Consider the following 6,475-nt stretch of genomic DNA (forward strand, 5'->3'; position numbering starts at 1 on the left):
CACGCTGTATTTTATTAAGTTATTAACGATAACGTTATAGTTTTAAGGTTATCGTTAAATTTTAGCAAAAGCAATGTATTATCTAATATATCTTTATTAGTTTTACTTTATTAAGTAAAAAATACATGTCAAAAACCATAAAAAAAATAGCAGTTATGACTTCTGGAGGAGATTCTCCAGGGATGAATGCTGCAATACGTTCTGTAGCCAGAACATGTGCATATTACAATATTGAATGTGCCGGAATATATCGTGGATATGAAGGTATGATTGAAGGTGACTTTAAGGAGTTAACTGCACGTAATGTAAAAGGACTTATTAATAAAGGTGGAACTGTTTTAAAGTCTGCTAGATCAAAAGAGTTTCGTACTAAAGAAGGACGTCAAAAAGCATATGATGCTTTGGTCGCTGCCAATGTGGACGCTTTAGTTGTTGTAGGAGGAGACGGAACTTTTACCGGAGCATTAATTTTTAATCAAGAATTCGGTTTCCCAGTAATGGGTATTCCAGGAACTATTGATAATGATATTTTTGGAACCTCACATACATTAGGTTACGACACCGCTTTAAATACGGTTGTTGAAGTTATTGATAAAATTAGAGATACTGCTAGTTCTCACAACAGATTGTTTTTTGTAGAAGTTATGGGCCGAGATGCCGGACATATTGCTTTAAACGTAGGTGTTGGTGCTGGAGCAGAAGAGATTTTAATCCCTGAAGAAGATTTAGGTTTAGAACGTTTATTAGAGTCGTTAAGACGAAGTAAATTATCTGGAAAATCATCAAGTATTGTTGTCGTAGCAGAAGGCGATAAAATTGGTAAAAACGTTTTCGAACTTAAAGATTACGTTGAAGAAAATATGACAGAGTACGAAGTACGTGTATCTGTATTAGGACACATGCAACGTGGTGGTTCTCCATCTTGTTTTGACCGTGTGTTAGCAAGTAGAATGGGTGTAAAAGCTGTTGAGAGCTTATTAGAGGGTAAATCTAATTATATGGTTGGTCTATTAAGTGATACAATACAATTAACACCTTTAGAGCAAGCTGTAAAAGGAAAATCAAAAATTAACGAAGAATTGATACGTGTGTCAGATATCATGACCACATAATATAAATTGAATACAAATAAATAAAAATCATATGTCAACATTAAAATTAGGAATTAACGGATTTGGTAGAATTGGTCGTATCGTGTTTAGAGCGACAGTAAAACGTAGCGATGTAGAAGTAGTTGCAATTAACGATTTGTTAGATGTAGACCACTTAGCTTACTTATTACAATACGATTCTGTACACGGAAGATTTGATGGTACAATCGAAGTAAAAGACGGAAACCTTGTTGTTGACGGTAAAACAATTCGTGTAACAGCAGAAAGAGACCCAAAAAGTTTAAAATGGGATGAAGCAGGAGCTACTGTAGTTGCAGAATGTACTGGTATTTTTACAACTTTAGAAACAGCAAACTACCATATTGAAGGTGGTGCTAAAAAAGTAGTAATCTCTGCACCAAGTAAAGATGCACCAATGTTTGTAATGGGTGTAAATGATGATAAATTAACTGCTGCAGATACTATAGTTTCTAATGCATCTTGTACTACTAATTGTTTAGCGCCTTTAGCTAAAGTTATAGAAGATAACTTCGGAATTGAAGAAGCTTTAATGACTACTATCCACGCAGCGACGTCTACACAATTTACTGTAGATGCACCTTCACGTAAAAACTACCGTTTAGGACGTAGTGCAATTAATAATATTATACCAACATCTACAGGTGCTGCAAAAGCAGTAGGGAAAGTAATTCCAGAATTAGATGGTAAATTAACTGGTATGGCTTTTAGAGTGCCAACGGTTGATGTATCTGTTGTAGATTTAACGGTAAGAACTAAAAAAGAAACGTCTTTAGCTGAAATTAAAGCAGCTATGAAAAAAGCATCTCAAGGTGCAATGAAAGGTGTTTTAGGATATACTGAAGATGCAGTTGTATCTCAAGATTTTGTTGGAGAAGTACAAACTAGTGTTTTTGATGCAGATTCTGCTATCGAGTTAAATTCTAAGTTTTTCAAGTTAGTATCTTGGTATGATAATGAGTTTGGATATTCAAACAAATTAGTAGACTTAGCTCAAAAAGTTAACGCACTATAATACGTTTAATTTTATATAATTTAAGCACAGTAAATAGATGTAATTTATCTTTTTACTGTGCTTTTTTTTTATCTTACCATAAATATTTAAAAATATGATTTTAGTTGTTGATAGTGGTTCTACAAAATGCGATTGGATTGCAGTAGATAAAGACGGAAACCAATTATTTGAAAAAATACGTACCAAAGGTTTAAATCCTGCGATACTATCTGAAAAGAAAATTAAAAAAATCTTAAAAAAGAGTACGCCATTAAAGGATAATAAAGACAAGGTCACACATGTGTTTTTCTATGGTGCTGGTTGTGGGACAGAAAATCCACGATTAATGCTAAAGGTTGTTTTACAAGAATTTTTTCCAAAAGCAACTATATTAGTAGAAGAAGACACTATGGCTGCTGTATACGCTACCATTAATACACCAACTGAAGCTGCAGTAGTTTGCATCTTAGGGACTGGATCTAATTGTAGTTATTACGATGGTACTATTTTACATCAACGTGTAAAATCTTTAGGGTACACTATTATGGATGACGCTTCAGGTAATTATTATGGTAAGGAGTTATTACGTGACTACTATTTTAATCATATGCCAGAGCAAATCAGAATTGCTTTTGGAGATAAGTATAACCTAGAAGCAGATTATATAAAGTATAATTTATACAAACAACCTAATCCTAATGCTTACTTAGCGCAGTTTGCAGAGTTTATGATATTGAATAAGGATTCAGAATATATAGTTGAACTAATCAAATCAGGAATCAGACGTTTTGCAAAAAATATGATTTTACAGTACCAAGAAGAGCTTAAAACGGTGCCAGTACATTTTGCGGGTTCAATTGCGTTTTTCTGTCAAGATGAAATCAAAGCAGTTGCTAAAGAGTTAGGTTTTAAAGTTGGAAATTTTGAAAGGCGTCCAATAGAAGGTTTGGTTGCATTTCATACTAAAACAATAAAATAAATGGAAATAGCTATAATTGCACACGATGGTAAGAAGGCAGAGATGGTTCAGTTTTTAAACGAACATCAGGCTATTTTTCATCAAAAAGAAATTACTTTAATATCAACAGGTACTACAGGTAAAAAAGTAAAAAAAGCAGGCTTTGAAGTATTACGCATGTTATCAGGGCCAATGGGAGGAGATGCGCAAATAGCAGCCAGAGTAGCAGAAGGTAAATGTAGTATGGTAATATTTTTTAGAGACCCTCTAGAAAAACATCCACACGAGCCGGATGTCTTAATGTTAATGCGTCTTTGCGATGTACACGATGTACCTTTAGCTACCAATTTAGCTAGCGCAGAGCTGTTTATGAAAGCTTTAAAGTAAATAGAAATATAAGTAGATAAATACTATCTAGTTTAAAAAAACAAGACCTATATATAGCATATTAGGTCTTGTTTTTTTTATACCCTTTTTTAATGCATACGTATAACTATGTATTGGTTTTTAGGATAAATAGTTGTAAATCAATTGCTTTATAATTAATTGAAAAAATCAATTATTTTGTATTTGTACTATTTTATCTGTTAAAAAATGTTAATTTTTCTTCAGAAGAACATTAATTAAGTGGTAATTTTGTCCCAATTAATTAATTTTATGAGACACCTAATAATCCTCACAGCTTTTGCTTTATCAGGTTATTTTAATTTAAACGTTACATCGGATATTCCTGATGCAGTTATAAATATAAATTATTCAACAGTTGCTGTTGCCGATACTGAGGTTCTTAATCCGTTATATACCTTACCCACTAAAACTAGATTTAACCCTAATTGTAATATAGAACAAGGGATAGCTATACTGCCTAAAACAGGAGTCTGTTTTATAGAGGATGTTGTTTTTGAAAGTTATAATGCACTGCAAGAAGACTTTTATAAAAATGATGTTATTTTACAAATGGCTAGTTTACAAAGTCAATATAAGGCTGGAACGTTTATTGATATTGACCAAACAACATATACACCTGAACAATTAATTACGGATATTTTAGTTAATAATCCTTGTGCTACAATATCAAATGTAATTTCTAGTACCGGTAGTGATTTTGGAACAGGATTTGGATTTGATAACGGGATTGCTTATTTCAGTGCAGATCCTGGTGCTTTCCCTTTTGAATCTGGAATAGTCTTAAGCACGGGAGATGCAGCACTTTTGCCTGGGCCTAAGAACTTTTCTGGGGATGAAAGCAGTGGTAATGTAAATTGGGAAGGTGATGGTGAATTAGAAGCGGTTATTCCAGGTATGGATCCTATGGAATCAGTTAATGCAACCTCAATCCAATTTGATTTTATACCTACACGAAACACTATAAGTTTTGATTTTTTATTTGCATCTGAAGAATATGGAGAATTTCAATGTAATTTTGGAGATGCTTTTGCTTTTATATTAACAGATTTAGATAACTTAAGTGTTAATCCTGTAAATTTAGCTGTAGTTCCAGGTACAACGGATGTAGTTTCTGTTTTGACTGTTAGAGATCAAGCTTACGAAGCAGGTTGCCTTTCTGTAAACCCACAATATTTCGGAGCTTTTTATGATGTGCCATCAAGTGGTAGTAATCCTATTCAACTTAGAGGGCATACACTATCGATGACTGCTTTTTCTCCAGTAACACCTGGAACAAATTATAGGATTAAATTGGTGATAGCTGATTATTTTGATAATACTTTTAACTCAGCAGTTTTTCTAAAACAGAACTCATTTAATGCAGCGGGAGGTTCTTTAGGTGATGATATTACTATTGCAAATGGTACAGCGCAATGTGAGGGCACTACAGTAACGCTAACATCTAGCTTACCAACAGCTGGTCATATTTGGTATTTTAATGGTGCGGAAATTATTGGAGAAACTGGGGCTACATTAGATGTGACCGTAGATGGAACTTATAGTGCTGATATTACAATATCGCCAACGTGCACGAGTACCGATGAAGTTTTGGTTGAGTTTATACCGGCTCCAACAGCAGATGTAAAAACCAATGAGCAATCTTGTACATCTTATACGTTAGAAGCGTTATCAACTAATAATAATTATTATACCGCAACAGGAGGACCAAATGGAACGGGGACTATAGTTACAGCAGGAACAGATATCATTGTAACAACAACGTTGTACGTTTACACGGAAACTGGAATAGCGCCAAATATTTGTTCTGACGAAACCAGTTTTATAATTACTATTGATGGAACGGTAGTGGCCGATACACCTATGGATTTAGAAGCTTGTGACACGTATACTTTACCAGCTTTGACTGCTAATAACACTTATCACACAGCAACTGGAGGCGCTTCTACAACGGAGTTGCCTGTTGGCGAAATAATTACAAGTACAACAACATTATTCGTTTATAAATCAATTGGTACAGCGCCAAATATTTGTACAGACGAAAGTAGTTTCCTTATTACTATCGAAGACTCACCAACATTAACACTAACCAATACAACTTGTAGTACTGATTTATTAACCTATAATGTTTCATTTACAGTATCTTCTACAAGTGCACTAATTACAACAACAGCAGGAACTGTAGGTTCTGGTAACATTACGGATATTCCTGCTGGAACAGATATTACAATTACTGCAACAAACCCATCAAATTCAAGTTGCACTGCGGATTTAGACGTAACAGCACCAAATTGTTCTTGTCCTATTATAGACGCGCCAATAACACCAAATAACCCAAGTGTTTGTGCAGGAGTCACTACGCCAACATTAACTGTTACTCTGCCTGGATTACCTTCGGTAGGCGATCAAGTAAATTGGTACGATGCGTCATCAGGCGGAACACTTTTGCAATCAAATAGTCTTAGCTATTTACCAACAGGACCTTTTACAGCAGGTACAACCTATACTTATTATGCAGAAGCAGAAGAGAGTATAAGCGGTTGTGTTAGTAGCAGAATTGCTGTAACCTTAACTTGGTCTGATACCGTAGTAGCAGATTCACCTATGGATGTAGAAGCTTGTGACACGTATACTTTACCACCTTTGACTGCTAATAATACTTATCACACAGTAACTGGAGGGTCTCCAACAACGGAGGTTTCTGCAGGAACAGATATTACGACGACAACAACATTGTTCGTTTATAAATCAATTGGAACAGCGCCAAATAATTGTACAGACGAGGATAGTTTTGTGGTAACCATTAATACATCTCCGACAGCAGATGTTATAAGTGACGTGCAATCTTGCGGTGCTTATACATTACCAACACTAAGTGCTAATAATGACTATTATTCAGCAACAGGAGGACCAAATGGAACGGGGACTTTAATTGCTTCTGGGACTGATATTTCAGGAACATCAACGTTGTACGTTTACACTGAAATT

At 34.6% G+C, this 6,475-nt stretch carries 5 protein-coding genes; all 5 read left to right on the top strand.

Annotated features, from left to right (window positions below; genetic code table 11):
* Nucleotides 1-125: 125 nt before the first annotated feature.
* Nucleotides 126-1,112, top strand: coding sequence for a 6-phosphofructokinase (pfkA, locus tag CXF54_RS03970; RefSeq protein ID WP_090842320.1), 987 nt, complete (start codon nucleotides 126-128; stop codon nucleotides 1,110-1,112).
* Between the two features lie 31 nt (nucleotides 1,113-1,143).
* Complete coding sequence (gene gap / locus CXF54_RS03975) at nucleotides 1,144-2,145, top strand: type I glyceraldehyde-3-phosphate dehydrogenase (RefSeq protein ID WP_090842318.1); 1,002 nt, start codon at nucleotides 1,144-1,146, stop codon at nucleotides 2,143-2,145.
* Between the two features lie 94 nt (nucleotides 2,146-2,239).
* The gene (locus CXF54_RS03980) at nucleotides 2,240-3,103 is read left to right on the top strand and encodes an N-acetylglucosamine kinase (RefSeq protein WP_101202536.1); all 864 of its coding nucleotides are present in this window, start codon (nucleotides 2,240-2,242) and stop codon (nucleotides 3,101-3,103) included.
* The gene (locus tag CXF54_RS03985; protein WP_090842314.1) at nucleotides 3,104-3,469 is read left to right on the top strand and encodes a methylglyoxal synthase; all 366 of its coding nucleotides are present in this window, start codon (nucleotides 3,104-3,106) and stop codon (nucleotides 3,467-3,469) included.
* A 270-nt stretch (nucleotides 3,470-3,739) separates the two neighbouring features.
* Nucleotides 3,740-6,475 (top strand): choice-of-anchor L domain-containing protein (locus tag CXF54_RS03990; RefSeq protein WP_198551040.1); only part of this gene is annotated, 2,736 nt, incomplete at its 3' end.

This window comes from Olleya sp. 1-3, from assembly GCF_002836085.1.
Classification (GTDB): domain Bacteria; phylum Bacteroidota; class Bacteroidia; order Flavobacteriales; family Flavobacteriaceae; genus Olleya; species Olleya namhaensis.

Coding starts and splice junctions, on each gene's coding strand:
- gap (WP_090842318.1), top strand. CDS start 1,144: ATGTCAACATTAAAATTAGGAATTAACGGATTTGGTAGAATTGGTCGT.
- pfkA (WP_090842320.1), top strand. CDS start 126: ATGTCAAAAACCATAAAAAAAATAGCAGTTATGACTTCTGGAGGAGAT.
- CXF54_RS03985 (WP_090842314.1), top strand. CDS start 3,104: ATGGAAATAGCTATAATTGCACACGATGGTAAGAAGGCAGAGATGGTT.
- CXF54_RS03980 (WP_101202536.1), top strand. CDS start 2,240: ATGATTTTAGTTGTTGATAGTGGTTCTACAAAATGCGATTGGATTGCA.